At 45.2% G+C, this 25,046-nt stretch carries 32 protein-coding genes, 12 tRNA genes and 1 rRNA gene; 39 read left to right on the top strand and 6 right to left on the bottom strand.

All coding sequences use genetic code 11. From position 1 onward, the window contains the following. The 13 genes from rrf to H70737_RS26475 all read left to right on the top strand — a co-directional run bounded on the left by rrf (position 1) and on the right by H70737_RS26475 (position 1,217). A 5S ribosomal RNA gene (rrf, locus tag H70737_RS26535) occupies positions 1-117 on the top strand. A 6-nt stretch (positions 118-123) separates the two neighbouring features. After that, positions 124-199 (top strand) — tRNA-Asn (locus H70737_RS26530). 1 nt (position 200) lies between these two features. Further along, a tRNA-Thr gene (locus H70737_RS26525) sits at positions 201-276 on the top strand. 11 nt (positions 277-287) lie between these two features. Beyond that, positions 288-362: transfer RNA gene (locus tag H70737_RS26520), tRNA-Glu, on the top strand. A 40-nt stretch (positions 363-402) separates the two neighbouring features. Next, positions 403-478 (top strand) — tRNA-Val (locus H70737_RS26515). 43 nt (positions 479-521) lie between these two features. Then, positions 522-596: transfer RNA gene (locus H70737_RS26510), tRNA-Gln, on the top strand. Positions 597-601: 5 nt separating this feature from the next. Continuing rightward, positions 602-674: transfer RNA gene (locus H70737_RS26505), tRNA-Lys, on the top strand. A 15-nt stretch (positions 675-689) separates the two neighbouring features. After that, positions 690-773: transfer RNA gene (locus H70737_RS26500), tRNA-Leu, on the top strand. Positions 774-779: 6 nt separating this feature from the next. After that, positions 780-854 (top strand) — tRNA-Gly (locus H70737_RS26495). Between the two features lie 8 nt (positions 855-862). Beyond that, positions 863-939 (top strand) — tRNA-Arg (locus H70737_RS26490). Positions 940-970: 31 nt separating this feature from the next. Then, positions 971-1,044: transfer RNA gene (locus tag H70737_RS26485), tRNA-Pro, on the top strand. Positions 1,045-1,055: 11 nt separating this feature from the next. Further along, a tRNA-Gly gene (locus H70737_RS26480) sits at positions 1,056-1,129 on the top strand. Between the two features lie 14 nt (positions 1,130-1,143). Beyond that, positions 1,144-1,217: transfer RNA gene (locus H70737_RS26475), tRNA-Pro, on the top strand. A 101-nt stretch (positions 1,218-1,318) separates the two neighbouring features. Here H70737_RS26475 and H70737_RS26470 read toward each other — a convergent pair. Beyond that, positions 1,319-1,732 (bottom strand): ImmA/IrrE family metallo-endopeptidase, encoded by a 414-nt coding sequence (locus H70737_RS26470; RefSeq protein WP_042194594.1) that lies wholly within the window; start codon positions 1,730-1,732, stop codon positions 1,319-1,321. A gap of 31 nt (positions 1,733-1,763) precedes the next feature. Beyond that, the gene (locus tag H70737_RS26465) at positions 1,764-2,192 is read right to left on the bottom strand and encodes a helix-turn-helix domain-containing protein (RefSeq protein ID WP_042192135.1); all 429 of its coding nucleotides are present in this window, start codon (positions 2,190-2,192) and stop codon (positions 1,764-1,766) included. Positions 2,193-2,479: 287 nt separating this feature from the next. Here H70737_RS26465 and H70737_RS26460 point away from each other — a divergent pair, with 287 nt between their 5' ends. The 25 genes from H70737_RS26460 to H70737_RS26345 all read left to right on the top strand — a co-directional run bounded on the left by H70737_RS26460 (position 2,480) and on the right by H70737_RS26345 (position 18,565). Continuing rightward, positions 2,480-2,974 carry an ArpU family phage packaging/lysis transcriptional regulator gene (locus H70737_RS26460; RefSeq protein ID WP_042194591.1) on the top strand — a complete coding sequence of 165 codons (495 nt, stop codon included), beginning with the start codon at positions 2,480-2,482 and terminating at the stop codon, positions 2,972-2,974. 425 nt (positions 2,975-3,399) lie between these two features. Then, positions 3,400-3,813, top strand: a complete 414-nt coding sequence (locus tag H70737_RS26455) for a phage tail terminator family protein (RefSeq protein WP_042192133.1) — start codon at positions 3,400-3,402, stop codon at positions 3,811-3,813. Then, complete coding sequence (locus H70737_RS26450; RefSeq protein WP_042192130.1) at positions 3,810-3,989, top strand: hypothetical protein; 180 nt, start codon at positions 3,810-3,812, stop codon at positions 3,987-3,989. The genes H70737_RS26455 and H70737_RS26450 overlap by 4 nt, the downstream gene beginning before the upstream one ends. Beyond that, positions 3,989-5,311 (top strand): phage tail sheath family protein, encoded by a 1,323-nt coding sequence (locus H70737_RS26445; RefSeq protein WP_042192128.1) that lies wholly within the window; start codon positions 3,989-3,991, stop codon positions 5,309-5,311. The genes H70737_RS26450 and H70737_RS26445 overlap by 1 nt, the downstream gene beginning before the upstream one ends. Position 5,312: 1 nt before the next feature. Beyond that, positions 5,313-5,783 (top strand): phage tail tube protein, encoded by a 471-nt coding sequence (locus H70737_RS26440; RefSeq protein WP_042192125.1) that lies wholly within the window; start codon positions 5,313-5,315, stop codon positions 5,781-5,783. Between the two features lie 113 nt (positions 5,784-5,896). Continuing rightward, positions 5,897-6,319 (top strand): phage tail assembly chaperone, encoded by a 423-nt coding sequence (locus H70737_RS26435; protein ID WP_042131197.1) that lies wholly within the window; start codon positions 5,897-5,899, stop codon positions 6,317-6,319. A 26-nt stretch (positions 6,320-6,345) separates the two neighbouring features. Next, a complete protein-coding gene (locus H70737_RS30515) occupies positions 6,346-6,498 on the top strand; it encodes a hypothetical protein (protein ID WP_197071250.1) in 153 nt (50 codons plus the stop codon). An 11-nt stretch (positions 6,499-6,509) separates the two neighbouring features. Then, a complete protein-coding gene (locus tag H70737_RS26430; RefSeq protein WP_042192123.1) occupies positions 6,510-8,534 on the top strand; it encodes a hypothetical protein in 2,025 nt (674 codons plus the stop codon). Position 8,535: 1 nt separating this feature from the next. Next, entirely contained in the window at positions 8,536-9,288 is a 753-nt protein-coding gene (locus H70737_RS26425; RefSeq protein ID WP_042192121.1) for a LysM peptidoglycan-binding domain-containing protein, read from the top strand. A gap of 9 nt (positions 9,289-9,297) precedes the next feature. After that, a complete protein-coding gene (locus H70737_RS26420; RefSeq protein WP_042192119.1) occupies positions 9,298-10,260 on the top strand; it encodes an XkdQ/YqbQ family protein in 963 nt (320 codons plus the stop codon). Positions 10,261-10,265: 5 nt separating this feature from the next. Then, positions 10,266-10,562, top strand: a complete 297-nt coding sequence (locus tag H70737_RS26415) for a DUF2577 domain-containing protein (protein WP_042132514.1) — start codon at positions 10,266-10,268, stop codon at positions 10,560-10,562. Beyond that, positions 10,559-10,990 (top strand): DUF2634 domain-containing protein, encoded by a 432-nt coding sequence (locus H70737_RS26410; RefSeq protein ID WP_042192117.1) that lies wholly within the window; start codon positions 10,559-10,561, stop codon positions 10,988-10,990. The genes H70737_RS26415 and H70737_RS26410 overlap by 4 nt, the downstream gene beginning before the upstream one ends. Next, positions 10,983-12,041, top strand: a complete 1,059-nt coding sequence (locus H70737_RS26405) for a baseplate J/gp47 family protein (protein ID WP_042192114.1) — start codon at positions 10,983-10,985, stop codon at positions 12,039-12,041. Before H70737_RS26410 ends, H70737_RS26405 begins: the two co-directional genes overlap by 8 nt. Position 12,042: 1 nt before the next feature. Further along, entirely contained in the window at positions 12,043-12,456 is a 414-nt protein-coding gene (locus tag H70737_RS26400) for a hypothetical protein (RefSeq protein WP_042192112.1), read from the top strand. A 1-nt stretch (position 12,457) separates the two neighbouring features. After that, complete coding sequence (locus tag H70737_RS26395; protein WP_042192110.1) at positions 12,458-13,480, top strand: DUF2793 domain-containing protein; 1,023 nt, start codon at positions 12,458-12,460, stop codon at positions 13,478-13,480. Positions 13,481-13,491: 11 nt separating this feature from the next. Next, positions 13,492-13,827: a hyaluronate lyase N-terminal domain-containing protein gene (locus H70737_RS26390; protein WP_076300996.1), complete on the top strand. Its 336-nt coding sequence runs from the start codon at positions 13,492-13,494 to the stop codon at positions 13,825-13,827. Between the two features lie 3 nt (positions 13,828-13,830). Next, complete coding sequence (locus H70737_RS26385) at positions 13,831-14,442, top strand: putative phage tail protein (RefSeq protein WP_042192108.1); 612 nt, start codon at positions 13,831-13,833, stop codon at positions 14,440-14,442. Between the two features lie 11 nt (positions 14,443-14,453). Then, positions 14,454-15,950 carry a C1q-like domain-containing protein gene (locus H70737_RS26380; protein ID WP_042192106.1) on the top strand — a complete coding sequence of 499 codons (1,497 nt, stop codon included), beginning with the start codon at positions 14,454-14,456 and terminating at the stop codon, positions 15,948-15,950. Positions 15,951-15,963: 13 nt separating this feature from the next. Then, positions 15,964-16,404, top strand: a complete 441-nt coding sequence (locus H70737_RS26375) for an XkdW family protein (RefSeq protein ID WP_042192104.1) — start codon at positions 15,964-15,966, stop codon at positions 16,402-16,404. Positions 16,405-16,427: 23 nt separating this feature from the next. Continuing rightward, positions 16,428-16,646, top strand: a complete 219-nt coding sequence (locus H70737_RS26370; protein ID WP_042192102.1) for a hypothetical protein — start codon at positions 16,428-16,430, stop codon at positions 16,644-16,646. 91 nt (positions 16,647-16,737) lie between these two features. Further along, positions 16,738-16,980 carry a hypothetical protein gene (locus tag H70737_RS26365; RefSeq protein ID WP_042192100.1) on the top strand — a complete coding sequence of 81 codons (243 nt, stop codon included), beginning with the start codon at positions 16,738-16,740 and terminating at the stop codon, positions 16,978-16,980. A gap of 43 nt (positions 16,981-17,023) precedes the next feature. After that, positions 17,024-17,224 (top strand): hypothetical protein, encoded by a 201-nt coding sequence (locus H70737_RS26360; protein ID WP_036681274.1) that lies wholly within the window; start codon positions 17,024-17,026, stop codon positions 17,222-17,224. Further along, the gene (locus tag H70737_RS26355; protein WP_042192098.1) at positions 17,217-17,606 is read left to right on the top strand and encodes a hypothetical protein; all 390 of its coding nucleotides are present in this window, start codon (positions 17,217-17,219) and stop codon (positions 17,604-17,606) included. Before H70737_RS26360 ends, H70737_RS26355 begins: the two co-directional genes overlap by 8 nt. Beyond that, positions 17,578-18,270: a M15 family metallopeptidase gene (locus tag H70737_RS26350; protein ID WP_052404439.1), complete on the top strand. Its 693-nt coding sequence runs from the start codon at positions 17,578-17,580 to the stop codon at positions 18,268-18,270. Before H70737_RS26355 ends, H70737_RS26350 begins: the two co-directional genes overlap by 29 nt. A 13-nt stretch (positions 18,271-18,283) precedes the next feature. Then, positions 18,284-18,565, top strand: a complete 282-nt coding sequence (locus H70737_RS26345; RefSeq protein ID WP_042192092.1) for a holin — start codon at positions 18,284-18,286, stop codon at positions 18,563-18,565. Between the two features lie 103 nt (positions 18,566-18,668). Here H70737_RS26345 and H70737_RS26340 read toward each other — a convergent pair whose 3' ends face one another. From H70737_RS26340 to H70737_RS26325, 4 genes are all read right to left on the bottom strand, one after another. Then, complete coding sequence (locus H70737_RS26340; RefSeq protein ID WP_042192091.1) at positions 18,669-19,979, bottom strand: MBL fold metallo-hydrolase; 1,311 nt, start codon at positions 19,977-19,979, stop codon at positions 18,669-18,671. Then, positions 19,976-21,655, bottom strand: coding sequence for an ABC transporter permease (locus H70737_RS26335; protein WP_042192089.1), 1,680 nt, complete (start codon positions 21,653-21,655; stop codon positions 19,976-19,978). Before H70737_RS26335 ends, H70737_RS26340 begins: the two co-directional genes overlap by 4 nt. A 5-nt stretch (positions 21,656-21,660) precedes the next feature. Beyond that, the gene (locus tag H70737_RS26330; RefSeq protein ID WP_042194588.1) at positions 21,661-22,740 is read right to left on the bottom strand and encodes an ABC transporter substrate-binding protein; all 1,080 of its coding nucleotides are present in this window, start codon (positions 22,738-22,740) and stop codon (positions 21,661-21,663) included. A gap of 86 nt (positions 22,741-22,826) precedes the next feature. Continuing rightward, positions 22,827-23,795: an ABC transporter ATP-binding protein gene (locus H70737_RS26325; RefSeq protein WP_042192087.1), complete on the bottom strand. Its 969-nt coding sequence runs from the start codon at positions 23,793-23,795 to the stop codon at positions 22,827-22,829. Positions 23,796-23,961: 166 nt separating this feature from the next. On the opposite strand from H70737_RS26325, the gene H70737_RS26320 reads away from it, so the two are divergent. Next, entirely contained in the window at positions 23,962-24,855 is an 894-nt protein-coding gene (locus H70737_RS26320) for a LysR family transcriptional regulator (RefSeq protein ID WP_042192084.1), read from the top strand. Positions 24,856-25,046 lie beyond the last annotated feature (191 nt).

The raw sequence follows: 25,046 nt of genomic DNA, 5'->3' as shown, positions 1-25,046 counted from the left end.
TTTGGTGGCGATAGCGGAGGGGTTCCACGCGTACCCATCCCGAACACGACCGTTAAGCCCTCCAGCGCCGATGGTACTTGGACCGAAGGGTCCTGGGAGAGTAGGACGTTGCCAAGCGGATATTCCCTGATAGCTCAGTTGGTAGAGCACTCGACTGTTAATCGAGTTGTCACAGGTTCGAGTCCTGTTCGGGGAGCCATGCTCTCATAGCTCAGCAGGTAGAGTGCTTCCATGGTAAGGAAGAGGTCACCGGTTCGAATCCGGTTGAGAGCTCCACAGATTTGCAAGGCCCGTTGGTCAAGGGGTTAAGACACCTCCCTTTCACGGAGGTAACATGGGTTCGAATCCCATACGGGTCACCAACTTTTACTTGTACTTACCCTTAGAGGGTCCCATAGATATGGAGGCTTAGCTCAGCTGGGAGAGCATCTGCCTTACAAGCAGAGGGTCGGGGGTTCGATCCCCTCAGCCTCCACCATAATCTTCCTGAGAGATTATGGGCAACATAGAGGTACCATCAATGGGGATTAGCCAAGTGGTAAGGCAACGGACTTTGACTCCGTCACTCATAGGTTCGAATCCTATATCCCCAGCCAAGTGCGAGCCATTAGCTCAGTTGGTAGAGCACCTGACTTTTAATCAGGGTGTCGAAGGTTCGAGTCCTTCATGGCTCACTTTTATTATTACATGCGCGTGTGGCGGAATGGCAGACGCACCAGACTTAGGATCTGGCGTTTCACGACGTGGGGGTTCAAGTCCCTTCACGCGCACCACTTATTGCGGACGTGGCTCAGCGGTAGAGCATCGCCTTGCCAAGGCGAGGGTCGCGGGTTCGATTCCCGTCGTCCGCTCCATAATTTTTGCGCCCTTAGCTCAGCTGGATAGAGCGTTTGACTACGAATCAAAAGGCCGGGAGTTCGAATCTCTCAGGGCGCGCCATTTTTTTTATTAAGCAATTATAATATTTTAACGGGATGTAGCTCAGCTTGGTAGAGCACCTGGTTTGGGACCAGGGGGTCGCATGTTCAAATCGTGTCATCCCGATTTTCACCTTTGCGGGTGTAGTTCAATGGTAGAACTTCAGCCTTCCAAGCTGATAGCGTGGGTTCGATTCCCATCACCCGCTCCATAATTTTATAGTAACGGGATGTAGCTCAGCTTGGTAGAGCACCTGGTTTGGGACCAGGGGGTCGCATGTTCAAATCGTGTCATCCCGATACTCAGCTTAATTGCTCTTAGAAAGCTCTTACTTCGGTAAGAGCTTTTTTTGTTATGTATAGAATTAAAACACGCATAAATTCATATAACATATGTTCTATCATTCTTCCAAAAGAAACTGTACTTCTGGCGGAATGCCAATCCGTAGATAATAGCTTTTACAGGATTCTTCTTGCTCAGGATTACTGCCTGTGGATAGTAGCTTTACAGCAAAGACATTAGCTTGACGTTCAAGCTTCCCAGGAGAGAAGTAGGAGCTTTCCTCTAGAAAAAAGCGGTTAATCCCCTTATGAAGACGATCATGTCCTAATTCATGCGCACAAACGAAGCGCTGCCACTCAACTGGCAACTCATTATGAATGACGATAAATCTTCTTCTTAGTTTTCGGTAATATAATCCCTTTGTGCCTGTCCCAAGGTTCATGAAACGAATGTGAATACCTAGCGCTGAGGCCAGCTCGAACGGACAGTTGGTTTTATATTTTTTAATCAGATTATTGATCAGTTCATCCATATTCTTCACCTGCAGCATGTTAGTGTAGTTATTAAGTGTTGTTGGATTTCTTTCTCTTGTTCATCTGTTTGGCTTCCCAGAATAAGCCGGTCAGTACATCTTTTATCCTCTGTTTGTCATCCTTGTCTAGTGGAATCCCATCAAACATCAGCTCTCCATCATCCTCCAGCATTTTACGGAAGTCACGTTTATCCTTGCTTGTAGCCCACTCTGGGACAATCTCTTCGCTTGGAAGAGCCTGTTCCTGCAAATACCCCGCTTGATCCATTAGCTCCTCGTACGGGACTCCTGTAGCCTCTGCTATTTTGCGTAATGTAGTTGGCTTAGGAACACCTCTTAGACCATTTTCAATCCGTGAAATCTGTGATCCGCTAATACCTGCTGCTGCTGCCAATTGATTAATAGTAAGTCCCTTAGTTTCGCGAAGTTGCTTCATATAATCCCCAAAATCCTGTTTCATCTCAACCACTCCTTATAGACTGAAGCTTATGTTATTAATATAAGCCATTTTTGCCAATTGGTAAACAACAAAGCGTATATTATTGCCAAAAGGCAAGATAATGGAGGGAAAGCTATTCTTTTTCGCCCAAAACAGACTCAAACGGGGTTTTACGAGATTGGTAGAGAAGTGGTATATTATAGAAAAATACGAACAGAATACGAACACTTTTATATTTTAGCACATTGCTTAGGAAACTTCCGCAATTTAATCTCATTCTGTTAAAACCTAAAGGAGTGCATAAAATGATGAACTTATCTGCTTTACCGGAGCTAGACCGTCGCCGAACCCAGGTCGCTATAGAGAGCATGTTGGAGAAATACCGTATTTTTAAGACCGTTACATTTGAGGCTAAGGAAGCCAGTACTACTTATTCGTATACAGAAAGATTTCATGGTCCTACGAATACTGTTACTGATCAGACTGCTGCGATAGCTTCTTATAATGTGGATATACCGGCTGCTAGGAGGGCTTTTTGCTCGGCGATAGACTCTGTGGTAGAAAGACTCGATACGAGGGAACAGCAATTAGTAAGAGAGCGTTATATGAAAAGAGACGAAACGTACGATTATACGATTTACAATCATGTGTTTGATCCACCGGTAAGTAAGGATACTTACGTGAAGATACGCTCGAAGGCTTTTTATAAGATGGCTTTGGCTTTAACGGATCTCGGTCTACTGTCCCTTAACACTTTAATAACAGCACCTAGAGTGAAGAAAGAGAAGATTAGTATTACTTAAGAGATATAGACGGTTACTAAAGACTGTGTCGTCCGAGCGGATGATGCGGTCTTTTTTTATTGATTTTATGATCCTCCGAAAAACCGCTCTATACCATCCCAAAGCTAGCTTAAACCTCGTCGGTATACCGTCTCTGCAAGGCAAATAGGGGTGTATATTTATAACATGGCAAATGAAGCAAAAAGAACACCGCAAGAGCATGAATGCTCTGCTAATAGTTCAACCCTAGTGGTGATGAGAACAAATCTAGCGGTGAAAGATTCTTTTGGCATTGGCCTAGTATAGAAGGGTATTATCCAACATTGGATAGTATCCTTTTTGTTCTTAATTTTAGTAGAGGGGGTGTCTTCTTAAATGTTAATGCAATTGAAGGTTAACACCATCAAGGATCGGCGAACCGCCGCAGTTCAGAAAGGAATGGAGTGATGTCGGTACAACAATTACGAGAACACATTACGAGTGCGCTGGAGCGGTATTTTCCAGATGTGCCTGTGTATGTGGAGGGGGAGAAACCTCAGACGGCTTATTTTTATCCCGGACTGATCTCAGCGACACTGGATCGGCAGCGGGAAGGCCGATATTTAGCGGTCTATCGCTTCGGTATCCGTTATGAAAAAGGCAGTCTGCTGGAAGCTGAGAGAATGGCAGATAAGCTGAGTGAGGCAATGGCAGGGATGGAGCAAGAGGGTGGCTCCTTTCGTGTAGCTAGGCAAGCCTGGGAAGCTGGGGTAGAGGGGCATGGACCGCTTTTTACAACAGACTATATGGTGTATTTGCAAAGTGAGAAGCCTGACCCCATTAAGATGGGACATATGATAGGAGGAGAAAGACTGAAATGAGCACAAAGGTGAGTAATGGAGATCGTTTTGGTAAAGAGCAGATTGTGAATTCATCGCTTTTTACGGCTAAGGAAAAGGATGTGCTGAACGTTATTTTGCAGGATGACAAAAGTTATACGATCGAAGAAGCGAAGCAATCTATGGGATTGTTTATGAATAAGGAGGTTTTGAACTAATGGCAGGCGGAACATGGACAACTCAAAACAAAGTGCGCCCAGGGGTGTATGTAAATGTAGCATCGAATCAAGGTGCCATCGGCAAAATGGGAGAACGCGGGATTACTGCTTTGGCACTTGCCTTATCTTGGGGAGAAGCTGGAGTGATCATGAAGATTACCCCGCAGGACGACGTGAATAAGCTGCTAGGTTATGATTTGGAACACCCAACATTACTGCCAGTACGCGAAGCGCTGAAACGTGCGGGAACGTTACTGCTCTATCGATTGAATGAAGGGGTTAAAGCGGCGGTCACGAACAATGGTCTACAGGTTACGGCTAAATATGGCGGTCTACGCGGAAATGATCTTTCTGTTGTTATTGAGAAGAATATTGAGAATAATGCTCTTTTTGATGTAAAGACACTGTTGAATGGAACTGAACTGAATAAGCAAACGGTTGGAACGGCTGAAGAGTTGGTCGCTAACGATTATGTACAATTCCAGAAAAATGGCGCAGAAGGCTTGAAGCTAACCGCAGGGATGCCGCTTATTGGCGGAGCTAATGGTACGGTGACAAATGGTGCGCACAGCGATTTCTTGTCTGCTCTTGAGGTGCTTGAGTTCCAAACGGTTGGACTAGTATCGCAGGATAGTACGCTTAAGGCGCTGTATAGCTCTTGGGTAAGACGACTGCGGGATACTGAAGGGAAGAAAGTACAGGCTGTACTATCGGATTATGCTACTGCGGGTCATGAGGGTGTGATCAGCGTGAAGAATGGGGTAGTACTGAGTGACGGAACTATGATTGATAATAACAATGCTGTTGCTTGGGTGGCCGGTGCTACGGCTGCTGCTGCGGTGAATCAATCGCTGACTTATCAGGGATATGACGACTCCGTTGACGCTGATGTGCGGCTTAGCCATTCTGAGACGACTGCAGCTTTGCTGCGAGGTGAATTGCTCTTTACTTACAGTGGAGGGCGAGCTGTGGTGGAGCAAGATATTAACACGTTTACGGCATTTTCTCCGGATAAAGGCAAAGCGTTTTCCAAAAATCGTGTGCTACGCGTGCTGGATGGGATTGCGAATGATCTGAAGCGTATTTTTGAGAACTACTACATTGGTAAGGTAGCGAATAATGAAGATGGACGGGCTCTGTTCTGGTCACAATGTGCGACTTATATGAATGATCTGCAGGATATGGGTGCGATTGAGGGCTTTAACGCGCAGACAGATGTTGTCGTTGTGGCTGGTGCGGATAGTGATAGTATCGTGCTGGATGTGGCTGTGAAACCGGTAGATTCCGTAGAAAAAGTATATATGAAAGTGAAGGTGGTTTAAGATGGCATTTTTAAAGGCTAGTGATACGATTTCCGGCCAGGAGGGCCGTGCGTATGCCGTGATTGGCACGCAAGCTGAAGAGATGTTCTATGTGAAGACGCTTGAAGCAACGGTAGAAAAAACAAAGGCGGAAGTGAAGACACTCGGCCGACGTGGTGTTCAGCATAAAGCGACTGGATGGTCGGGCAGCGGTTCGATGACGATTTTTTATATGACTAGCCGTTTCCGCCAGATGATGCTTGATTATATGAACACAGGTGTCGATCAGTATTTCGATATTGAGGTTACGAACGAAGACCCATCGTCCAGTGTGGGAGCACAACGCATTATTTTAAAAGGCGTGAACCTTGATAGTGTCATCATGGCTTCTCTTGATACAGAATCAGATGCGCTGGAAGAAGAAGTGAGCTTTACCTTTGAAGACGTGCAGATTGTGCAAGCTTTTGGCGCTCCAGCAGGCTCTGGAAACTAATAAAGACAACTAGATAGGAGCAAGTAAGGCCCGGGCGTGCAGGTGAGCGGCGGGTCTCTTCTCTGTCTAGTTAGTAGTACTAGAAGAAACTAAATCATTTTAGGAGGAAGACAATGAGTGAATTAAGTTTGTTTTTTGCGCAAAATGTAGCATGTGACACGACCGAGGAGTTTGTGGTATCGCAGCGGTTTAAGGATAAGGAAGGGAACGCAGTTGCCTGGAAGCTACGCAGTATGAACGAGGATGAGAATCAGGAATGCCGTAAAGCAGCTACTCGTAAGGTCAAAGGTAAGAACGGAGTGTATACCTCCGAGATTGAACCGAATGATTATATGGCTAAGCTTATGACTTCAAGTGTGGTGCATCCGGATCTGAAAAATGCCGAGCTACAGCGTTCTTATGGTGTCCTTGGTGCTGAAACACTGCTGCGAAAAATGCTGCTTCCGGGTGAATTCGCGGCATTGGGTGAACGAGTGCAAGCCTTGAATGGCTTCGGCACAGATATGAACGAGCTGGTGGATGAAGTAAAAAACTAATCAACGAGGGCGACAGCGAAGCCAACTTGGCTTACTACGCCCTCCACGAGCTGCACATTTTACCGCATGAGCTGATGAAGCTGTCTTCGCGCGAACGTGCCGCAATCTATGCGATGATTGCTGTTCGGGTGGAGAAGGAGAAGCGGGATCAGGCACGGAGTAAGGCGAGGAAGAGATAGGGGGTGAATGAATGGCAGGTATGCAAAACAATATAGCTGGAATCCAGCAAGTCTCCAATCAATGGATTAATGATATAACCAATCAAATTACAACTCAGGTTTCTGCAAATATTTCAAATTCCTTTTCCGCAACTTTAAACCGAATCAGTATGAAAATAGTCAATAAGCCCGTGTACAACATCACTAACAATTACAGTGCAGCTTATACCAGGATTCAAGCTTCTATTGGAGGCGCAGTACAGGCTCAGGAGAGACTGAACGATGCGGCAGAACAAGGAGCAACAGGTGCTGAGCAGCAGGCGGGTACATGGGAAAAGATCACCGGTGCTTTTGGGAAAGCCAAAGGTGTGCTGGAAAAAGTTAAAGGAGTTATGGAAAAGGTGCTTGCGCCTGCAGCTGAACAGCAAAAATGGGAGGATCTTTTTAAAGCGAAAACCGGAAATGCTGATGTTGGTGTGGCAATGTTTGATAAGTTCAAGAAGAGGGCACTAGATACCGGGCAGGATGTAAACAAGTCCATGGAAAGTGTCTTGTCGTTTTATCCTAAAACTCAAAATACGGATCAGTTAGATAAGCTTATGGATTATTCCACAAGGCTAAGCATGATGTCTCCGGAGGGTAAAGATATTGGTGATACTTCATCGGCGATTACTTCTGCTTTTGAGGGGGATTCTAGTGATTTAGCATCCATGCTTCAGGTGGATAAAGAGGATCTGGGTGGACTTGATCTAGTGGCCGGAACGGGCAATATGGAAGCCTTTTTGAGTACTTTGGGAGATATTATGACAACGTCAGGGATGACGAGTGATTCGCTACAAACCATGATGGATTCACCCGTTAATCAATGGCAAGCTCTTCTTGGAAACTATAACAACTCTCTGGCTGGTATGGGAGAAGGTGCTCTTGCGGCATTGTCACCACTATTAGGCATTCTTAACCAGGCATTTTCAGATGGAAGCTTTCAGCCAATTATCGATGGGATAGCGATTGGACTGGCGATACTTGCACAAGTATTCTCGCAGGTCGTACAAGGTGCATTGTATCTCTGGAGTGTTCTTAGCAACCCTGTTGTTTTGCCGATTGTTTTGGGTGTTGTTGCTGGAGTTATTGCCTTAGCAATCGCGATGAATGCCTCAACAATTGCAACTAGAATTTCATCTATTGCTACCGGAATTGCTACCGCAGCCCAAGGCATTTTCAACGCTGTGATGAGTGCTAATCCAATTGCACTTGTAATAGGGCTTATAGTTGCACTTATAGTAGCATTTTTAGGGATTGTGGCAGCCCTTCAGCCTGTGAGGGACTTTTTGGCGAATATGTTCAGGGGACTGGGACAGCTCGTTGCAGAATTTGTGGGCTTTGTTATCGATCTTTGGACCGGATTTGTTAATGGTATTATTGGCGCTGTGAACTTTTTGCTAGATAGTATAAATAAAGTAGTTGGAGCTGTTGGCAAATTTATTGGTATAGAGTCGGAGATCAATCTTCATATTGAAGAGGTTGATAGCAGTCAATTCAAAAAGGATTTGCAAATGGACATTGGAGCTTCTTTTAATTCAGGGGCAGAAAAAATCCAGAATTTTGATATCAATAAGTTTAAAGAAAAATTAAATGTAGGTGGAAATAAGAGTAATAACACCACATTAAATCAGTGGAATACTACCCATTCAGGGGATTTGTCAAAACCTTTGCAAACGCCTACCGTACCTGAAATTCCAGTAGTTCCTACGATGAATACACCTTCAGCTACGGGTTCTTTTCAAAATGCAGGAACTCCAGGTAATCTAAACACCGTAAACCGCGTGAAGCAACTCGACTCCATCAACGACACTGTAGACATCTCTAGCGATGATCTGAAAATGCTGCGTGAGCTAGCGGAGATTCAGGCGATCCAGAATTTTGTGGAGCTTACGCCGACGGTGCAGGTGACGACCGGGAATATTAATAATGCCGGAGACATTGATACGATTATCAACAAGATCGGGCAAAAGCTGAACGAGGAGTTTGTCTCTACAGCGCAGGGGGTGTATACGTAACATGGAAGAGTACGGGATTTTTCTTGGTTTTAATAATCAGGCGGAAGCATTCCGGCTGCCAGTCAACCCGGAGACCTTAGAGATCAAAGAGAGCGGGGATGGAAAAAGCTATACCATTATCGATTTGGGTGAGATCAATACGATTGCTTATCCGAAGCTGACGGAGATCACAATTGAAAGTATATTTCCGGCACAAAGATATCCGTTCGTATTGGTACAAGAGGACGGGCTGAAGAGACCCTTTGAATATGTGGAGCTTATTAAGAAGTGGATGACGAGTCGCAGGCCTATTCGTTTTGTATTCTCCGGGGTGAGCTATGCGGATGACACGAAAAAAGCTGAGGGGAAGCTAAACGATGCGAAGAAATGGTTAAAGCAATCATCGACTAGTGAGGATAAATCCATAGAGATTGATTTTGGTGTGAATATGGCTATGAGTATCGAAGGCTTCACTTGGAAGCTCAGTGCAGGTACATCAGGGGATATTGAATATTCTTTATCTCTCAAAAAGTATGTATTCTATCAAGCGGTAGCAGTTAAGGTTGTCAAAGATGAAGTGAAGGTAGAACAGAAGCGGGCTAATGAAAAGCCCAAACCTAAAACGTATATCATGAAATCTAAAGACAATCTATGGAAAATCGCTAAAGAAATTCTTGGAGATGGCAAAAGGTGTGGAGAAATCCAGAAACTTAATGGCATTAAAGATAGTGAGCTGAGGAAGCTTCCAATCGGTAAGGTCATTAAGCTGCCGTAGGAGGATGTTATGGAACTGCTTGTGAAGAATAAGGAAGGGAATCTATGGGATATTTCTGGCATCGTCTCCGATATTTCTTGGAAAACAGCCCGCTCAGGAAAGCCAGCAACGCTAGAGTTAACACTTGTGGACAGTGGAATCTATCAGCATCCCAAGTTTAGCATCAACAACGGTGATATTATTCAGTTCAGCAAAGATAATGTGGATGTATTCTACGGGTTTGTGTTCAGCATTGATACAGGCTCGGATCAGGAGATTAAGCTGACTGCTTATGATCAGATTCGTTATTTACTAGGCAATGGTAGTTATGTTTTGCAGGATGTCACGGCTAGCGATGTTATTACTAAAATAACCAAGGACTACGGCCTGAAGACAGGTGTGCTGGAGAATACAGAGTACCGAATTCCCTCATTAATTCAAGATGACAAAAAGCTGCTGGACATCATTATGGGAGCGATCGGCAGTGAGCTTCAGTATAAGGGGAGGCTGATGGCTTTTTACGATGACTTTGGTAAGCTGACGCTTCGTAAACCGGAGTCTATGCTGCTTAATCTGGTGCTGGGAGCGGGGCAGTATCTGTACGACTATTCGCTCAAAAAAAGTATTGATGATGATACGTACAACACCATTTTTCTATACAAGGATAACGAGAAGTCTGGTAAGCGTGATTTCTTTCCGGTTAGCGATAAGGATAATGTGAAACGCTGGGGTATCCTGCACTTGTATCAGAAGGCCGATGACAAAGCGAATGCTGCACAAATTCAGGAGAAGGCAAATAATCTGCTAAAAATGCACAACCGTGAAAAGCTTAGTCTCTCCGTACAGGCGATTGGTGATATGCGCGTAAGGGCTGGTAATTTCATTTATGTCCTGCTTGATGAATTCAAGACTCAGGTGTTTCTGGTGGATCAATGCAGTCATAAGATTTCCGGTGGGGAGCATACGATGTCCCTCGATATAAAGGTGGTGTAGAAATGATGTTGGATATTATAAAAAAAGCAAGCTTAGGAGCCGTGGGAAATACAAATCCCGTGGCTTTTTCTTATGGGACGGTAACGGAGGTAGCTCCTTTGCAGATCCAGGTGGATCAACGTTTTATTTTATCGGGGAATGCGCTAGTGCTGCCTGAATCGGTAATGGAATGTAAAGTCGAACTAGAGGGTAGAGAAGTGGTAGTGCGTCGAGGGCTTGCCTCTGGTGATCGGGTTCTGATGGTTCGGATGCAGGGTGGACAAAGCTATATTGTTCTGGATCGGCTGGTGAGTCCGATATGATTCCTGCGATTGGAAAATCTGGACCGATAACTGCCCTTCTTGAAGGCGAGGTCAACCTTGAACGTGGGGAAAGCCCCAGTCTAACTTACCGAATGGATTGGGACAGAAAAAGGATCACTGGCCAAGTGGATGGACTTGAGGCAGTGCAGCAGGCAGCGGCCAAAATTCTGCGAACCGATAGATTTGAACATCTGATTTACAGTTCGGATTACGGAACAGAGTGGCAGCTGGTTCTGGGTAAGGATCGGCTGTTAGTCAGAGCTGAAATCAGACGTGTCATTAATGAGGCCTTACTTCAGGATGAACGAATCCTTAGCTTAGAAAATATTGAGGTTTCTTTTACCGGAGAAAACTTAACTTTTGACTGCAAGGTGGTTACACGTTACGGAAATTTTCAGCTGAGAAAGGAGTGGAATGAGGATGTATGAGAATCAGACGTATGAGGCTCTTTTAGAGCGGATGCTGGACCGGGTTCCGTCAGGTCTGGATAAACGCGAGGGCAGCATTATTTATGACGCGCTCGCTCCGGCAGCAGCAGAGCTCGCGCAGATGTACATTGAGCTGGATGTGAATAATAATCTGTATTTTGCAGATACGGCGACCGGAGAGTACTTGGAGCGAAGTATATCCTGGTCAGGAATTGTTAGGCGAGAAGCGAGCAAAGCGCAACTGAAGGGGATTTTTTATAAAGCGGATGGAGGATTTGTAGATGTCCCTCTCGGAAGCCGCTTTTCACTCGATATGCTGAATTATATGGCTGTGGAGAAGCTATCTCCTGGAGTGTACCGGTTGGAGAGTGAAACCGCTGGAGAAGAAGGAAACCGATATTTTGGCTCTTTGCTGCCGGTGGATTATATTTCAGACCTCGCGCGTGGGGAAATAGCTTCCCTTCTGATCCCTGGGGAGAACTCCGAATCGGATGAATCGCTACGGCAGCGTTATTTGGATTCAGCCAGACGCCCAGCTACTAGCGGCAATAAATATCACTATATGGAGTGGGCTATGCAGGTTGTAGGGGTGGGAGGTGCACGTGTTTTTCCGTTATGGAACGGTCCTAAGACGGTGAAAGTGATTGTTGTGGATGCCGAGAAACTTCCTGCTTCTGAGCTGCTGGTGACAAAGGTTCAGCATTACATTGATCCGGTCTCTGGAGCGGGTGAGGGGAAAGCCCCCGTAGGTGCTGTTGTAACTGTGGCGTCAGCGAAGGGCAAAAGTATTAGTGTAAGCGCAAAAGTAACCCTTGCTTCAGGTTATGCGCTGCAAGCTGTAAATGAAGAATTTAAGGCGATTCTTGAGAGCTATCGCAAAGAGAAGGCTTTTTCAGCAACCTATATTAGCCAGTCTGTAATCGGTGCCCTATTGCTAGCTACTGAGGGAGTCGCAGATTACAGTGAGCTGAAGCTGAACGGTGGAGCGGGCAACGTAATGTTGAACGAAGAAGAAATTCCATTGTTCGGCAATGTTTTACTGGAGGTGTAGCATGGGTTATCCGGAGAAAGTTGATATTTTTCAAGAAAAGCTTAATAAAAAAGCAAACGGCGGCAGCTATGTTATTGAAGAGAGATTACCGCTTGTAAATGGCATGTATAGTGGTGCGCTTGCGCATGACAACATCAATAATCAGACCATCGCAGTGTACACAGGGTCACAGTATTCCGGGATCGAGCTGCGTAATTTTACGGTGTCTTTTCCGGATGAAGCGCCATGGCGGCGGTTGATTAAGATTTTTGCCGATGTGCCCGAGGTTTATGTGACTTACGAAACCCCCGGCGATACCGTTGAAGCAGAGGATATTAACGGTTTGCAGGAAAGTCTTACTGCTGTTCAAACTGAAATAGAACGTTATAAGAGCAAGGGCCAGATTGACGGGGGATCTTTTAGAAGAGAGGTGTAAAATGGCACAGACCATACAAATAAAGCGGGGAACAAAGGCTGAACTAACGAGTTATGGCGTGTTGAAGGTAGGAGAGCTTGGTTTTTGCAGTGACACTAAGGAAGTTTATGTTGGTGATGGGACTTCCAATTCCATGGTCGGAAGGGCACTATCGGGTCCAGAAGCCTCTCGTCCAGTTGCAGGAGCCGTTGGCCGTTTGTATTACGTGACTACGGGTACGAATAGCGGATATTTGTATTTTGATGATGGGGCAGCCTGGCGGCGGATGAATGCGCAGAAGCTTAGCGATCTGACAGGTACAATTGATGATATCGCTGATGGAGCAACCTATGCGAAGGTGCTTAAAGCGGATATTAGTGCGGGGCATATCAATAAAGTATCAGATGGCACGAACGTAAAGACCGCGGCTGAGATTAAGACTCATATTGATGATGTGACCAAGCACCGGACGATCAATGATGCCGGGACTACGATTACAGATTTGTGGTCAGCGCAAAAGATTAAAAATGAAATTGAGCTGGCCAAGCATAACATTGAACCGCAAGCGTCGGTAAAAGATCAGAACCTGCTGGCTCCACCAGCCAGTCCGGTTGAGGGTGATCGATACATTATTCCAGCTGGAGCAACCGGGGCATGGGCGGGGAAAACGAATCAAATCGTTGAATATCAATCTGCCGCTTGGGTATTTTATGTTCCGGCTGTAGGCTGGACCGCTTACGTCGATGATGAGCAGAAGATTTATAGCTGGAACGGTAGCGCATGGGTGCGCACAGGTGGTGCGTTACAGACTATTACCGCTGGTAACGGGCTGATCGGCGGCGGTCAAGCCGATGCTGTGACGCTGAATATTGGTGCAGGTAATGGGATCACGGTTACTGCAGACGCGATTGCGGTGACGGCTGGAAAAGGGATCACCGTAGATGGATCCGGTGTAGCTGTAAGTGTGGATGGAAGTAGCATCATTTATGATGCTGCGAATGGCAATAAACTTACCGTAGCCAGTATTGATGGCGGAACTTTCTAGGGGGCGGGACAATGGCTTTAAAGACATTGATTCAAATACGCCGCGGATTGGAAAGTGCGATTGGAGCACTGGCTATTGGTGAGCTTGGCTATTGTACAGACAGTGGCAAGCTGTACATTGGTTCTGCAGCTGGTAATGTCTTACTGGTAGCCGCGCAGAGTACCGGAGATATGCTGAAAAGCATTTACGATACGAATAACAATGGCAAGGTGGATTTCGCGCAACAAGCGGATAGTGTAGCTTGGGCGGGTGTAGCGGGTAAACCAGCGGTATTCCCTCCGGCGGCGCATACACATGATTATTTGCCCAAAGGCCCCCTAACCTGGAATCAACTGAAGGGGGTGTAGAGGATGAGTTACGGCAGCTCTTTATACAGCGAATTGCAATATTCGGCAGATAAAGATTCGAGCCATCCGGGTGAAGTCGAAGCGCCTGATCTAATGCAGTATTTGCCGGATTATTATAAGAATGTTCGTGAAATGGAGAAGCTTCAGGAGACCATCGGGCTAGAAATTGGTGGACTGAAGGTAGGTACTATAGATGTACTGGATCAGGCGTTTGTTGAAACAGCAACGGTGAGCCTTGGACGTTGGGAGGCTGAGCTTGGACTAAATATTGATTCATCCAAGTCATATGCCACACGCCGAGAGATGATTAAGGCGAAGCTGCGTGGAAACGGGACGACAACGCCGGAGATGATCCAGCGGACAGCGTCCGCTTTTTCAGGTGGAGTGGTTGAAGTTAAGGAAGTGCCTGATGAGTACCGTTTTGAGATTCATTTTGTGAGTACGCTGGGGATCCCTCCGAATATGGCAGGGCTAATTCAAATTATTGAAGAGATTAAACCCGCGCATTTAGCTTATGAATTTGTGTTCAGCTATACCTGGTGGGACTCTGTTAAGGTTTTAAACTGGGAGAATGCCCACAGTAAAACATGGAATGAATTAAGAACTTATAGATAGGAGAGTGACACATGCAAACCACAGGAAATTTGGGATTAAAGAAGCCCGAGGGAACAGATATCGTTGATATTGCCGATTTAAATGGGAATATGGACATCTTGGATAATGCCGTTACTAGCAAGGTCGATAAAGTTACTGGCAAACAGCTGTCGACCAACGATTACACCGCAGCTGAGAAAACTAAGCTGGCGGGTATTGCTACGGGAGCGAATAATTATGTGCATCCTAATCACACGGGGGATGTTACTAGTAATGGTGATGGAGTTACGGCTATTGCGACTGGAGTGATTGTAAATGCAGACGTTAATTCTGCGGCTGGGATTGATGCTTCGAAGATTGGGACTGGCGTGGTCTCGAACGCAGAGTTTGGGTATTTGGATGGGGTGACTAGTGGGATTCAGGGGCAGTTGAATGGTAAGGCGCCTTTGGTTACTACACCGCAGCAGACGACGGCTGATATTACTTACTATGTGCGGACGGATGGGAACGACACAAACAACGGTTCAGCCAATACGGCAGCAGGGGCATTTAAAACAATCAATAGGGCTATCGGCATGATTCCTCAAGTTGTTAATCATACTGCATCTATAAATGTTGCATCTGGAACCTATGCCGAAGATGTGAGAATAAGCGGCAAAGTAGGCGGTGGTCATGTTCAATTTATGGGTACTTCTGTAACTATCCGCTCCTTCGTGGCTGAACGGTGCAATCGTATTGTTATAGACGGTTTTTCTGCTAATACCACAACCTCAATGGGTTTTAATGCGTATGACGGCGGAAACATCGACATTAAAAATTGCTCCTGTGAAACTACCGCTAATTATCCGGGCATTAATATTGCAGGTCAAAACGCAGACATTAGAAATTCTTCGGTATCTGGACGAAACTTTGGAATAATAGTCGGAAGTGCTTCGATTGTTACATCACTCGATAACACGGGGCAAGCGAATGGCGTGGGTCTTTACGCTAGTCATGGCGGTTCAATCTATAAATATGGCTCACAGCCATCAGGAATAACTTCCGAAGGCTCATTAAATGGTATCATCACTAGTGGAGTTCTTAACCCTTGGGGAGATAATACATTTTCAAAACGAAGTGCCTTTTCTGCCATACCATCTACTAATCAAGTGGTTCCGAAAGCTATTTTAACAAAGATTAATTTCCAAACTGAGTATTACGACAATCTCGGTGAATATAACCCTTCGACGAGTATGTTTACAGCAGCGAAATCAGGGCTTTATCTAATTGAATGTTCTATTGTAGTTAGTTCGCCGGAAGCACTAACTTCTCATTACCTCCAAATTTATAGAAACGGAACAAACAGAGAAATAGGTACTTATGGTATACCAGTGAACTCTGGTGGCGACATACAGCTATCTTTAACTGCTATGCTCCTTATAAATGCCGGAGACAAACTTGAAGCCTATGTGCAGCATCATAATTCTATAGATAAAAGCATAACGACTGATTCTATATATTCAAGATTCAAGGTATCTCAAATTGCGTAATGGAGGAATTATAATGAACATATCAGCAGCAATTATGCACATGCACCCAAAATCTGACCCAGTGCATGACTTTATGGTGCGGGATGACGGTCCTGAACCTGTATTACGCGAAGGCGTAGATGGTCACATACGCTACGAGATCCGCCCATTAGAAGAAGATGAATCCAAGTTAATAGAAGGGGTACACTATCGTTATGCAGTGGATTTTAATCGACTAGTCGAAGGCAAAGACTACGACATTATTGAACGCGGTCCATACATCGCCGCCTGGAACCTAGACGCCCCACAACCTACAGAAGAAGAACTCGAAGCAGCGTGGCAAGCGTACCTAGAAGCAGAAGCTAACAAACCGCCAGAATTAAGCGAAGTCGAACAACTGCGCGTAGAAAATACTGCTTTGCAGGATCGTCTTCAAGACGTTGAAGTCATTATTGCTGAACTACTAAGCATCTAATACTACTAGGAGGTTCATACACTATGACTATGGATTCATTAACAGCCGCCAAAATCCGCTTGATGGCTAATGCCTGCATGACTCGTTACGATCGTGAGGAAGGTCCTATAGAGGATATCATCTCATCATATAACATGCAGGCTGACAATCAGATTTTGGTTAGGGCACAGATTATGGAGAAGCGATCAGATATTCATTTTGCTGAAAATAATACGACCGAGCAAGCAGCATCAGCTAAGTAACTAGCACGCCCACACAGGAGCGTGTTTTTTTGTGCCCTCGGTGTGCCGGGGGCTATCTTGCATCAACATCATTACAGAAAGGAGCGGACGAATGAAAGAGGGGGATATTGCGCAATTGGAGAAGCTGCTGCCGCTGGCGGATAAGTATGGGCTGGCTTATATTGTTGCGTTTATTTTGATGATCGTGCTCATGGTATTATTGCGTGCGATTGTCAAAGGGAACACCTTGTACCGCGAGAACTGCTGGATCGTGCAGAGGAGGATCGGGATCGTCTGCAAGCGATTCTGGACAAGGAGCGCTCGGAGTTTATGCAGCCGACACTGGACGTCTTAAAGAAACTGAAGATTGACCATACGGAAGACAGGGGGAGTTAGGAATGCTGTCACAATGGATTCGGCGGCTGCTTCTCCCCCGGCATGTTGATAAAGAGATGGAGCTCCGCAGAGCCTCTACCAGCGTTACGCTGACCATAAGTCATTATAAAAATGTCTCGCAGGAAATTCAGGAGGAGATTGATCGTAACCGATTCGCCAAATATTTAGTCTATGATCGAGGGGATCATGATGCACATGATTGATTTTTTATTATTGTTGCTATATAGCACTACTGCAGCCTGCGGATTATATATCATTTATCGCCACAGGCAATATTTTTATGAACGATTCCGAAAAGGTGTGGTCAGCGTGTTTATGCTGGCTATGCTTTTTTTCTTAATGGCCCATACATTCAATATGTTAATCATTCTACTATTCCGTTTGGTAGCTCTACTAGGAGCGGACTCGGCAGCATGGCTAATTTGGCTGCAATATAGCTGGGCTATCGCCCATTTCGGTACAACTGGTGGGATCATCATACTCGCAATATTGACCCGTTCCGGGAAATATGACCAATTTATTTATCTGAAAAAGATAGACAGAAAAGAGGATCATCATGTTGACACTAATGCAGGTAAAAAATAAATCAGCCTCACGCCTAACAGGTCTACACCCCGTAGTCCGTTCCGCTGCTACTGCTCTAATCGAGCGTTGCTACAAGCTCAACATCCCCATTCTCATTACGCAGGGTCTTCGCACAATTGCTGAGCAGGATGCTCTTTACGCACAAGGACGCACTAAGCCTGGAGCGATTGTTACCAATGCGCGTGGCGGGTATAGCTACCACAATTTTGGACTAGCCGTAGATTTTGCTCTTTTGCTGCCGAATGGATCGAGTGTGTCTTGGGATATGCGCCGGGACGACAATAACAACCAGATCGCAGATTGGCAGGAGGTTGTAAAAGAGGCCAAGGCACTTGGATTCGAATGGGGAGGCGATTGGACTAGCTTTAAGGATTACCCACATTTTCAAATGGCTTTTGGGTTAACGCTCACACAGTTACGTGCAGGGGGCAAGCCCTCAACATCCGCAGTGGAGGCAGCGTACAAAATCATCCATCGGAAGGAGGAGGAAGACTTGAAGAGTGATGTTATTGCCGTCGTAAAGGTTAACGGGGTTAAGATTGCAGATGGAGTGCTTGAAAAAGGCATCACCTACGTTCCCGTTCGTATTATTGCAGAAGCGCTAGGTGCACAGGTGGGTTATGATTCCGCCACTAGAACGGTTGAGATTAAAAGTACTCACTAAGGAGGTGTCTATCATGGAAACTAGAGAGATTTTAGATGATGTTATGGCATTTGCCTCAATATTAGCTGTATTCGTACTTGCTCTGGTTCAATTGGCCAAAAATAGTATCAACATCCCGCGTAATGCAGTCCCAATTATCGGACTATTAATAGGTTTGCTCATCGGAGCGGCAGCGTATCCTTTTACCGAACTGGATATCGTCCTTCGCCTTTGGGCTGGGGGGTTGGCTGGTTTATCTGCGACGGGGTTGTTTGAGCTAGCTTTTAAGGATCGACCGGGGACGACGAAAGAGTAAATGGATAATCGGTACGAATCATTAAAAAGGGCTGTTCCAAAACGTCTACATAGACCTAAGGAAGAGCCCCATTGTTTTTTTTACGAGATTACATAGTTAAGCTTCAGAACGAAAGCGTACTTCCAGGCAGCAAAGAGTACAGCCCTGCAAAACCTTCTCCTTCTAATATAGAAGTGACATGATCAATATGCGATTTGGGAGCATGAACGAGCACCGACCGGCGGCTAGGAATCGTTTGGAGCATTTCTCGAATATCCGGTAAGCCTTGGTGGACCTTATAGCGAATGAGTGAGACTGTACATCTCATGTCGCTAGATTCTTCTACCATAGAATGTTTAACGAGACGGTGCCCGAAACTGCCTGCCGCCAAATGTCCCGTGAAAATCACATGGTTCTTAGGAGAAGCAGAGAGCTGATGAAAATACTCTTGTGCTTTTGCCGACTGCATCATTCCATCATTGGTAAACACGATTGAGCTCTTGAGATTCAACAATGCCTTTGCTCGTTCCTCTGAATTAGATATAATACACAAGTTCTTTCTATTAAAAAGCATATCAACGCGCTGAATAGCGCCCTCTTTTAGCCATTCGGTCTTATCGCTCAAACCTCTTAAAGGTGCTATGAGCTCTTCTTCGACGATCAGCTGATCATCCGGGAAACACTCGCTTGCCCATACGATCAATTCCTGGCTTCTGCCATGGATAGGCACCGGAAGGAGGATTGAACCCCCATTTTGCAGAGTGTTACAGATCGCTGACTCTAATTGCTGTAACTTTATAAGCTGCTCATCAGGATCAGCGCCGTATGCGGCATCGATAATGGATAGATCGACGACATCTTTAGCTCCGGCTTCCATAATCGTAGGTGAATCTGCCATGAGCAGCAGCGACTCCTTCGTATAATCCCCTGAGAAAAATACGACTGTTCCGTCCCATTCGAGGATCAGCCAAACCGAACCTGCTAAATGTCCGCTTCGCCCCCATTGTACTCGAAGATTAGGTGCAATCCTCAGCCAAGTCTGAGGGGGGATATGCTCCTCCAAATACATGAACTGAATAGATTGCTTATCTATTTCTCCATAAGGCAGTGATGCGGACTGAGCAGCCACATATTTATCCCAAGCTTCGAAATAATCGGGAAGCTGTTTAACGGTAGCTTTCGTTGTCCATACCTTACCTGAATATCCATACTTATATAGTAGGGGAAGTGCTATGGAATGATCCTCATGCGCATGGGACAGAAACACTGCCTGCAAATGCGGGATGATGTCTGTATCAAGCAGGGGGTATTCACCTGGACCTTCTTTTTTGACACCACAATCGAGTAGAATACCAGATTGCCCATCTTTGTTCTGCAAAAGATAGGAGGAACGGCCATGCTCTCCGGCCCCTCCCCAAATCGTTAGTGTGCTCATCGTTGTCTCCGCTTTCTATCTGGGCTTAAATATTCTAATACTAGTAGTAATATAGTAGTAACGCCGACAGAGATTACTGCCATGGCCATCCCCATCGCTACTGCACCTTGTTCAAACTGGGCAAAAATATAGGTCGCCGATGTCTGCATTGAAGGTGGAAGAATGAGTAAGGAGGCTACCAGTTCCCGATTGGAAATGGTGAAGGTCATCATCCATCCAGCCACCATCCCCGGTAGAATGAGTGGAAGCAGGATACGGCGGAACACATAAAGCTTGCTTCCTCCGAATACTTGTCCCGCTTGCATAAGGGAAGAATCGATCTGCCCATAGCTCGCTTTTACATACTGAACAGTATAGGGGATGAATAGTACAACGTAGGTAAGCACAACCATCCAGTAGGTATTATAGAGCGGAATAGGCATCCAGCGAGCATTCCATAGCAGGATTAGCCCTACTACAATTACAATTCCAGGAACTGTGTTGGGAAGTAGGCTGAATAGATCTGTAATTTTCTGCTTGAATGTAGCTCCTTTTCCTACAGTTAAGGCAAACCAAGTCCCAAGAATAACCGCGATACTGGAAGCAACGATGGCTAATGTGAAGCTATTTAATAAAGCCTCAAGACCCTGAGAACCCGGTGATAGCAGCTCTGCATAATGTTTCAAGGTTAAATTGCTCCATGATACGCCTTCTCCTCGCAGCTTCAACAATGAGGCTGTAATGATCGAGAAATAGGGAATGCCGATAGATGCTAGAAGTAATAGAACAACATATCCCCAACTAAGAACCCCTACAATTCCAGTACTTTTATAACGTTTGGTACGAGTCCCTTTTCCGCCTATTAAGCGATAAGAAAAGCGGCTGCTAATTAGAGTCTGGATGTACCACATGACGAGACAAACTCCGAGCAGCAAGGAAGCTAGTGAAGTAGCCTTTCCAAAATCTATTGGCCAACTAGAGATATACTTATGGATCTCAGAGGTCAGAACGTAAAAGCCGATCCTACGACCAAAGGTCGCAGGGGTACCAAATTCAGCAATCGTTTTGACGAAGATCAGAAGAGCCCCAAGCCCATAGCTGGATAACAGCAAGGGAATGATCACTTTTTTAAATCTGTAAAAGAACGGAGCACCATGAACAGAGGCTGCTTCCTCCAGATTGCCCCCGATCTGCAAGAGCGCATTACGCAGCAGTAAATACAGGAAGGGGAATAAATGCAGGCTCATGATCAGCACCATCCCTCCATAACTAAAGAAATACGGAGTCAGCACGGAGGAAGCGGGCAGAAACTGTTCCATATACCCACCCGTCTGCATAAATAACATCCAACCCATTGAACCAATGTATGGCGGAGTCATAAAAGGAATTAGTAGCACAACATCCAGCCAATTATGATGCCCTAAGTCCGTTTTAGCCATAATCCAGGCCAGAGGTAGTGCAAATAGCGTAGTTAGTAGAATAACGCTTACCCCGAGCCCGATAGAATTCAGCAGTACCTCAACCAGATCATGACTACTCATAATGGTTCGTAGTGGCGCGGCTATATCAAACTGCTCATTGGGATAGATACTGGTCCAAAAAATGAGCAGGAGTGGCAGCAGTACGAGCACTGTCAGTATAAATAAAGCAAGTCCGCCGCTCACCCATTTAAATGAGCGTAAAGAGTTAATATTCATTACGCTTATTTAAAAATTTGTGTGAAGGTCGAGGAAACTTCATCACTATGTTCGTTCATCCATTCCCATTTCACATCAAATGTCTTAATTTCATTGAGATTCGCACGATTCTCTGCTTTCACATCGGTTCTACCTGGCAATAAGTAGGCTTTAGCAACTAGCGCTTGTGCTTCATCAGATAGAAGATAGTCGATAAAAGCCTTGGCATTATCTACATTCGGACTTGTCTTAATAATCGCAGCCGGGCGAGGGCTAATTACTGTTCCTTCAGCAGGGTAGACGATATCTACAGGCTCTCCATCAGCTTTTGCCTTGTAAGCCATGTAATCTACACCTGAGGCAACGACAGATTTAGCACCGGTAATAACCGGATCAAGTGCCTCCTGATTGGCGCCCGCCATCGCTACACCATTGCTTTTGTATTGTTTAAAAAGATCCCAACCGCTGTCCCCTTTAGCGCTTAAATATCCAGTTACGAAATCTAGAGCCGAGCCAGATAGCGAAGGATCTGGAATATTGACGGTTCCTTTCCATTCCGCTTTAGTGAGATCATCCCATGAAGTCGGAGGTGTGTTAACTTTTTTAGTATTGTAGACAATCCCCAGTGCGGATGCGCTATAGCTAAAATAATTGCCATCTGCTGTGTCTGACCAATCGCTAACGAGCTTATCTGCATTAACCGCCTCTTTATATGGAAGCAATAAACCATTATTCTTCATCCCTTGCATGGACGGAAGGGAGGCAAGAACAACAACATCGACTACTGGATTGGACTTCTCTGCTTCCATACGGGCTAGTATTTTTCCAGTAGTGCCTTGGAACATTTCGACCTTCACACCGGTTTTGGCTTCAAAGCCGTCTTTAATTTTATTGGCTAGACCTTCAGGACCTGCGCTGTAGACGACAAGACTGCCACTCAGAGCTTTCTCTGTGGGTTGTGGTGCTTCAGTTTGAGCTGTAGTGTTAGCGGTTGAAGTCGGATTGCTTGCGTTAGCAGCAGGAGTGTTAGTAGAGCTACAGCCGGCTAGACTCGCTCCGATTATAGTTGTTAGAAGAAGTGTACTAAGTCCTTTAGTGTTATTCATTGATTTCAATGTGAATGCCTCCCTAATATTTTTTGCATCTTGCTGCATGGAACAGCATCATACGAGCTATTCCATGCAGTGGACGCTTAATTCAGATGATGGATCTGGTGCTCTGAAGCGTAGACCTGGATCGTCTCTCCAACAGGTAGACGTTGATCATGATAAGCGGTCCAAGCGGTTTGGTTCTCCATTTCTAGAATGACCTCATAGCGATCACCCATATAGCTCACATGTCGAATCGTCCCCGTAAAAGGGAGAGAGGAAGCATTCTCCTGAGACCAACGTAAATGTTCCGGACGAAGCATTTGCTTATCGGGAACGATCCAGTTGGATTTTCCAATAAAATGAGCTACAAAAGGATGATTGGGTTTCTGATAAATCTCCTCAGGAGAACCTGCTTGTAAAATAGTTCCACCTTGCATCACGACCACTTCATCTGACATAGACATCGCCTCGGTTTGATCATGGGTGACATATAGAGCGGTAATACCCATGTTCCTCACCAAGGAGGTTAACTCCAGCCTCATTTCATCTCGCAAGACTGCATCCAGTGCACTTAACGGCTCGTCGAACAATACGAGTTGGGGTCTAGTAACTACAGCTCTGGCAAAAGCAACCCTTTGCTGTTGTCCACCGGACAGCTGATGGGGAAAGCGTAGCTCGAGTCCTTCCAGCTTTACGGATCGAAGGGCTTGCTGAACCCTAATCCGTAAATCCTTTTTCTGCTTAGAGGCACGAAGTCCGAAGGCGACATTCTCGAAGACAGTTAAATGCGGCCAGAGCGCGAAATCTTGAAAGACCATGCCAAAGTTGCGGCTATGGATGGGTCGACTAATTTTTTTGCTGCCTGAGAAAATAAACTCGTCATCCATTAGGATTTCTCCAGCATCCGGTGTTTCTAGCCCAGCAATCAGACGGAGTAGTGTCGTCTTTCCACAACCTGAAGGACCGAGTAATGTCGTAAAGCTTCCAGCGGGAATCTTCAGATCTGCAGCCTTCAAGGCATGCACATCTCCGAATTTCTTTTCCAATCTGTGGATTGTAATTTCCTTCATCTCTATCTACCTGCCTGTTCTTAAGCTTGTTCTTAGTGTAAAGGTAAAGAATTCCCGCTATATTTGCTGAATGTAACTGTGATATTAACTTTTTTGCCGATTTATTTTAACATTCATAGAATTCTTCTATGTTACCGTTTAGTGAATAGGCGAGGAGTGGATGATAATGAACCTTAATTTAATCAAGCTGGAAATCGTAGAACTGTTAAATAAACATAAGAAAATAACTACAGTAGCCGATAAACTCGGACTGAAGCAGCCCACCGTTACGTACCATTTAAAGAATTTAGAGCAGCAATTGGGGGAGAAGTTATTTGAATCCAGAATGGATAAAATGATTCTTACGGAGAGTGGAAAAGCGTTTCTTCATTATGCGACTAAAATCAATGCACTAGCTGCAGAAGCGGAGCGGGTTGTAAAAGAGTTCAGTCAGGCGGGGCGGGGAACGCTTAAGATTGGTGCCAGTTACGTTCCAGCTACTTATATTCTTCCAAAAATATTGGGGCTGTTTGGAGAACAACATCCGGGGATTACGATCTCTTTATCGGTTAAGCCTTCCCCTGTAATCAAAGAAATGCTGGCTAGCCATGAGATTGACCTTGGTATTTTGTCTACAGAATCTTTTTATCTACCAGATCTGCATACTCAAGCCTTGTGTGAGGACGAGCTCGTGCTTGTTTTTTCGCCATCTCATGAATTTGCCTCATTTTCTAATCTAAATCCGGCTATGATTGCTTCAGCAAGTTTTATATTACATGACAAGGAGTCGAGTACACGCCAACTGACGGATAAATGGTTTGAGCGTGAGGGGAATGAACCGAGGACCTATATTCTACTGGATTCACTGGAGGCCATAAAGCAATCGCTTATGAGTGGAAAGTACGTTTCGTTTATATCGCGTCTTGCTGTGGAGGATGAGGTAGCCAGAGGAAGATTGCTAATGCGCACCATTCCAGATTATAATTTTCAAAGACATATTTATTATTCGTATAACCGCGATCGTCATTATTCTCCTCTTATTGGCCTGTTCATCGATCAGATTCGAACGCTCCGTATTTAAATACACATAATGAAGGTATGCTAGAGCCATTATATATAAGAAAGAATACATAAAATATAAGGACTGTATAAATTGAGAAATTGGTGTATAATCTTAGATACTGTGTCGCTTTACAGCGCAAAATAGTTGGAGATTTTCACACAGTTTTATTGTATGATATGAGGAAAGCTTTAATAGGCGATTTTTAGACA

It is taken from the genome of Paenibacillus sp. FSL H7-0737, from assembly GCF_000758545.1.
In the GTDB taxonomy this organism is placed as follows: Bacteria; Bacillota; Bacilli; order Paenibacillales; family Paenibacillaceae; genus Paenibacillus_AQ.
The sequence above is the reverse complement of the archived record's forward strand: the minus strand, read 5'-3'. Positions and strand labels throughout refer to the sequence as shown.

What these genes read in the sequence shown, in the direction of transcription:
- H70737_RS26455 (WP_042192133.1), top strand. Translation starts at nt 3,400, where the DNA reads ATGTCGGTACAACAATTACGAGAACACATTACGAGTGCGCTGGAGCGG.
- H70737_RS26435 (WP_042131197.1), top strand. Translation starts at nt 5,897, where the DNA reads ATGAGTGAATTAAGTTTGTTTTTTGCGCAAAATGTAGCATGTGACACG.
- H70737_RS26330 (WP_042194588.1), bottom strand. Translation starts at nt 22,740, where the DNA reads ATGAATAACACTAAAGGACTTAGTACACTTCTTCTAACAACTATAATC.
- H70737_RS26380 (WP_042192106.1), top strand. Translation starts at nt 14,454, where the DNA reads ATGCAAACCACAGGAAATTTGGGATTAAAGAAGCCCGAGGGAACAGAT.
- H70737_RS26425 (WP_042192121.1), top strand. Translation starts at nt 8,536, where the DNA reads ATGGAAGAGTACGGGATTTTTCTTGGTTTTAATAATCAGGCGGAAGCA.
- H70737_RS26470 (WP_042194594.1), bottom strand. Translation starts at nt 1,732, where the DNA reads ATGGATGAACTGATCAATAATCTGATTAAAAAATATAAAACCAACTGT.
- H70737_RS26405 (WP_042192114.1), top strand. Translation starts at nt 10,983, where the DNA reads ATGTATGAGAATCAGACGTATGAGGCTCTTTTAGAGCGGATGCTGGAC.
- H70737_RS26350 (WP_052404439.1), top strand. Translation starts at nt 17,578, where the DNA reads ATGTTGACACTAATGCAGGTAAAAAATAAATCAGCCTCACGCCTAACA.
- H70737_RS26360 (WP_036681274.1), top strand. Translation starts at nt 17,024, where the DNA reads ATGCTGTCACAATGGATTCGGCGGCTGCTTCTCCCCCGGCATGTTGAT.
- H70737_RS26420 (WP_042192119.1), top strand. Translation starts at nt 9,298, where the DNA reads ATGGAACTGCTTGTGAAGAATAAGGAAGGGAATCTATGGGATATTTCT.
- H70737_RS26375 (WP_042192104.1), top strand. Translation starts at nt 15,964, where the DNA reads ATGAACATATCAGCAGCAATTATGCACATGCACCCAAAATCTGACCCA.
- H70737_RS26400 (WP_042192112.1), top strand. Translation starts at nt 12,043, where the DNA reads ATGGGTTATCCGGAGAAAGTTGATATTTTTCAAGAAAAGCTTAATAAA.
- H70737_RS26370 (WP_042192102.1), top strand. Translation starts at nt 16,428, where the DNA reads ATGACTATGGATTCATTAACAGCCGCCAAAATCCGCTTGATGGCTAAT.
- H70737_RS26410 (WP_042192117.1), top strand. Translation starts at nt 10,559, where the DNA reads ATGATTCCTGCGATTGGAAAATCTGGACCGATAACTGCCCTTCTTGAA.
- H70737_RS26365 (WP_042192100.1), top strand. Translation starts at nt 16,738, where the DNA reads ATGAAAGAGGGGGATATTGCGCAATTGGAGAAGCTGCTGCCGCTGGCG.
- H70737_RS26320 (WP_042192084.1), top strand. Translation starts at nt 23,962, where the DNA reads ATGAACCTTAATTTAATCAAGCTGGAAATCGTAGAACTGTTAAATAAA.
- H70737_RS26390 (WP_076300996.1), top strand. Translation starts at nt 13,492, where the DNA reads ATGGCTTTAAAGACATTGATTCAAATACGCCGCGGATTGGAAAGTGCG.
- H70737_RS26460 (WP_042194591.1), top strand. Translation starts at nt 2,480, where the DNA reads ATGAACTTATCTGCTTTACCGGAGCTAGACCGTCGCCGAACCCAGGTC.
- H70737_RS26345 (WP_042192092.1), top strand. Translation starts at nt 18,284, where the DNA reads ATGGAAACTAGAGAGATTTTAGATGATGTTATGGCATTTGCCTCAATA.
- H70737_RS26325 (WP_042192087.1), bottom strand. Translation starts at nt 23,795, where the DNA reads ATGAAGGAAATTACAATCCACAGATTGGAAAAGAAATTCGGAGATGTG.
- H70737_RS26440 (WP_042192125.1), top strand. Translation starts at nt 5,313, where the DNA reads ATGGCATTTTTAAAGGCTAGTGATACGATTTCCGGCCAGGAGGGCCGT.
- H70737_RS26355 (WP_042192098.1), top strand. Translation starts at nt 17,217, where the DNA reads ATGATTGATTTTTTATTATTGTTGCTATATAGCACTACTGCAGCCTGC.
- H70737_RS26395 (WP_042192110.1), top strand. Translation starts at nt 12,458, where the DNA reads ATGGCACAGACCATACAAATAAAGCGGGGAACAAAGGCTGAACTAACG.
- H70737_RS26445 (WP_042192128.1), top strand. Translation starts at nt 3,989, where the DNA reads ATGGCAGGCGGAACATGGACAACTCAAAACAAAGTGCGCCCAGGGGTG.
- H70737_RS26465 (WP_042192135.1), bottom strand. Translation starts at nt 2,192, where the DNA reads ATGAAACAGGATTTTGGGGATTATATGAAGCAACTTCGCGAAACTAAG.
- H70737_RS26430 (WP_042192123.1), top strand. Translation starts at nt 6,510, where the DNA reads ATGGCAGGTATGCAAAACAATATAGCTGGAATCCAGCAAGTCTCCAAT.
- H70737_RS26335 (WP_042192089.1), bottom strand. Translation starts at nt 21,655, where the DNA reads ATGAATATTAACTCTTTACGCTCATTTAAATGGGTGAGCGGCGGACTT.
- H70737_RS26415 (WP_042132514.1), top strand. Translation starts at nt 10,266, where the DNA reads ATGTTGGATATTATAAAAAAAGCAAGCTTAGGAGCCGTGGGAAATACA.
- H70737_RS26450 (WP_042192130.1), top strand. Translation starts at nt 3,810, where the DNA reads ATGAGCACAAAGGTGAGTAATGGAGATCGTTTTGGTAAAGAGCAGATT.
- H70737_RS26340 (WP_042192091.1), bottom strand. Translation starts at nt 19,979, where the DNA reads ATGAGCACACTAACGATTTGGGGAGGGGCCGGAGAGCATGGCCGTTCC.
- H70737_RS26385 (WP_042192108.1), top strand. Translation starts at nt 13,831, where the DNA reads ATGAGTTACGGCAGCTCTTTATACAGCGAATTGCAATATTCGGCAGAT.